General features: G+C 70.8%; 4 protein-coding genes. All 4 read left to right on the forward strand.

What is annotated here, in order from left to right:
• A partial coding sequence (locus ON27_RS09885; protein ID WP_043723105.1) for an ABC transporter substrate-binding protein occupies positions 1-701 on the forward strand: 701 nt, incomplete at its 5' end.
• Positions 701-1,564, forward strand: a complete 864-nt coding sequence (locus ON27_RS09890) for an ABC transporter permease (RefSeq protein ID WP_043723114.1) — start codon at positions 701-703, stop codon at positions 1,562-1,564. The genes ON27_RS09885 and ON27_RS09890, both read left to right, overlap by 1 nt.
• Complete coding sequence (locus ON27_RS09895; RefSeq protein ID WP_083887477.1) at positions 1,540-2,292, forward strand: ABC transporter ATP-binding protein; 753 nt, start codon at positions 1,540-1,542, stop codon at positions 2,290-2,292. The genes ON27_RS09890 and ON27_RS09895 overlap by 25 nt, the downstream gene beginning before the upstream one ends.
• Positions 2,289-3,563, forward strand: a 1,275-nt coding sequence (locus ON27_RS09900; RefSeq protein ID WP_043723118.1) for an LLM class flavin-dependent oxidoreductase, incomplete at its 3' end; no start/stop codon positions are given. The genes ON27_RS09895 and ON27_RS09900, both read left to right, overlap by 4 nt.

Raw genomic sequence — 3,563 nt, forward strand, 5'->3', positions numbered from 1 at the left:
AGACCAGCGCCACCGCCCTGAAGCTCGCGGTGGCGCCGGGCAGATCGGTGCCGAAGCTGACGGATCTGAAGGGCAAGAAGATCGCCTACGCCGAGGGCACGGCCCAGCAGGCGGCCGTGCTGCGCGCCATCGACAAAGCCGGGCTCACCACCTCCGACGTGCAGCTGATCCGGCTGCAACTGGCCGAGTTCCTCGACGCCGTTCGCACCGGCCAGGTCGATGTGGCGCCGCTGATCGAACCGAACGTCACCCGGTTGCTGCGCACGCCGGGCACCTCGGTGGTGCCGGACGCCGAGACCGCGGGGATCTACGGCGGCCTGGCCTACCTCTACGCCCGCCGCGCCGTGGTGCAGGACCCGGCCAAGGCCGCGGCCACCCGCGCGTTGGTCGGCGCGTTCGTCCGGGCCTACCAGTGGGCCAACACCCACCCGGAGGAGTGGGCGCGCCGGTACTACGTGGAGAACCAGAAGGTCAGCGCCGACGACGCGAAGCGCATCGTGGAGTCGCTGGGCGCCTACGTCTTCCCGCGTCTGGACCAGCAGCTGGTCGACCGTCAGCAGGCCACCATCGACGCCATCGCCAAGGCGGGCGAACTGCCGAAGAAGGTGCAGGCGGCCGACGGCTTCGACCTGCGCTTCGACGCCGCGGTCACCGAGGCCGTCACCGCGAGCGGCGCCTCGTTCGAGCCGAAGGCACGCTGATGGCTACTCTCGACGCCGCGGTGCTGCGCCGCATCGGCCTCGGCCGATCCACGGCGGAACCGGAACTGGCCGAGCGCAGACCGGCCCCGCGGCGCCTGGGGCCGGGCCGCCCGATCCCGTTCGGCATCGCGCTCGGGCCGACGTTGCTGATCGCCGCGTGGGTGGCCGGGTCGGCCTCGGGCACCCTCGACCCGGAAACCTTGCCCGCGCCCTGGACGGTCGCCGAGACCGCCGGTGACCTGCTCGCCGACGGCCGATTGCAGAGCAACCTGCTGACCTCGGTGCGGCGCGCCGCGATCGGGCTCGGGCTCGGTGTCGCGATCGGCCTGGTGCTCGCGCTGCTGGCCGGGCTGAGCCGGGTCGGAGAAGCACTGGTGGACGGGCCGATCCAGATCAAGCGCGCCATTCCGACACTCGCGCTGATCCCGCTGTTCATCGTGTGGTTCGGCATCGGCGAGGAGATGAAGCTGCTGGTGATCACCACCAGCGTGGCCGTCCCGATCTACTTGAACACGCACGCGCACCTGCGCAGCGTGGACGCCAGATACGTGGAGCTCGCCCAGACGGTCGGACTGTCCCGGTGGGGATTCGTCCGGCGGATCGCGCTGCCCGGCTCGCTGCCCGGCTTCTGCACCGGCCTGCGGCTGGCGGTCACCATCTCGTGGCTGGCTCTGGTCGTGGTGGAACAGGTCAACGCCACCAGCGGCATCGGTTATCTGATGACCCAGGCCCGCACCTACGGCCAGATCGACATCATCGTGGTCGGCCTGGTGATCTACGGCTTGCTCGGCCTGTTCGGCGACATCCTGGTGCGCGCGGCGGAAAGGAGGGCGCTGTCATGGCGGCAGACACTGGGGGACTGAACGTCGTCCGCGTCCGGCGGCTGCGCCGCGGCTTCGGCGACCGGGTCGTGCTGCGCGACCTCGACCTCGACATCGCCCGCGGCGAGTTCGTCGCCCTGCTCGGCCGCAGCGGTTCGGGCAAGAGCACGCTGCTGCGCGCGCTGGCCGAATTGGACTACGACGTGCCAGGATCCGGTGAGCTGAGCGTGCCTGCCGAGCGTTCGGTGGTGTTCCAGGACTCCCGGCTGCTGCCCTGGATGCGCGTGCTGGACAACGTGATTCTCGGCCTCGGCGGTTCGGACGCGGCCGGTCGCGGGCGCGCGGCGCTGGCCGAGGTCGGGCTCGCCGGACGGGAGCGAGCCTGGCCCAAGGAGCTTTCCGGCGGCGAGCAACAACGGGTGGCCCTGGCGCGTTCACTGGTCCGCGAGCCCGAACTGCTGCTGGCGGACGAACCGTTCGGCGCGCTGGACGCGTTGACCCGGATCAAGATGCACGCGCTGCTGGAGGCCCTGTGCGCGAAGCACCGGCCCGCCGTCCTGCTGGTGACCCACGACGTGGACGAGGCGGTGCTGCTCGCCGACCGCGTCCTGGTGCTCGACGACGGGCGCGTCGCGGTGGACCAGCGCATCGACCTGGAACGCCCCCGCCGCCATGGCGACCCCGCGCTCCTGCGGCACCGATCCCTGCTGCTGGCCAGCCTGGGCGTCGACGTCGCGGACGCACTCACCGACGAGAAGAAAGCCTCATGACCGCACCGCGTCAACTCAGTCTCAACGCCTTCATCTACCCCTCCGGCCACCACGAGGCCGCCTGGCGGCATCCCTGGAGCAGTCCCGAGCGGATCTACGACGTCGCCTACTACCAGGAGATCGGCCGCACCGCCGAAGCCGCGAAGCTGGACGCGGTGTTCTTCGCCGACGGCCCGGCCCTGCGCACCAACGTCGAGCACAACGCGGCCTCCGGCCTGGAGCCGATCACCCTGCTCACCGCGATCGCGACGGCGACGACGCATCTCGGCCTCATCGCCACCGCGTCGACCACCTACTACGAGCCCTACAACCTGGCCAGGCTGTTCTCCACGCTGGACCACATCTCCGGCGGCCGCGCGGGCTGGAACATCGTCACCACCGGCACCGATCTCGCCGCGGCGAACTTCGGCCTGGACAAGCATCCCGACCACGCCGAACGGTACGCGCGGGCGCGGGAATTCGTCGACGCCGTGATCGCGCTGTGGGACAGCTGGGAGGACGACGCCATCGTCCTGGACCGGTCCTCGGGCGTGTACGCCGACCCGGAGAAGATCCACCGGATCGACTTCGCGGGCGAGTACCTGCGGGTGCGCGGACCGTTCAACGCGCCGCGCACGCCGCAGGGCTACCCGGTGCTGGTGCAGGCGGGCGCGTCGAACGACGGCCGGGCTTTCGCGGGCGAGTACGCCGAGGCGATCTTCACCGCGCATCAGCGGCTGCGCGACGCGCAGGCGTTCTACGCCGACATCAAGCAGCGGGCCCGCGGCTTCGGACGCGACCCCGAGCACGTCAAGATCCTGCCCGGGATCAGCCCGTTCATCGCCGACACCGAGGCGGCGGCCAAGCGGCTGGAACGGGAATTCAACGAACTCACCGTGCCGGAATACGGATTGGCCCAGCTGGAGGGCATCGTCGGCATCAGCCTGCGGCACCTGCCGCTGGACGAGCCGATCCCGGTCGAACTGTTCGACGCGGCAGGCGATGTCACCGACAACGGACAGAGCCGGTTGCAGGTGGTCGCGGGCATCGTGCGGCGGGAACGCCCCACCGTGCGCGGTCTGTTGCACCGCCTCGCCGGTGCGCGCGGGCACCGCGTGTTCGCCGGAACCCCCGAGCAGGTCGCCGACACCATCGAGGAATGGTTCCGCGGCGGCGCCGCCGACGGCTTCAACGTGATGCCGCCGTACTACCCGGGCGGACTGGAGGTCTTCGCCGAGACGGTCGTCCCGATCTTGCAGGAGCGCGGCTTGTTCCGCACCGAGTACACCGGG

The organism is Nocardia asiatica NBRC 100129 (genome assembly GCF_000308415.1).
Taxonomy (GTDB): Bacteria; Actinomycetota; Actinomycetes; order Mycobacteriales; family Mycobacteriaceae; genus Nocardia; species Nocardia asiatica.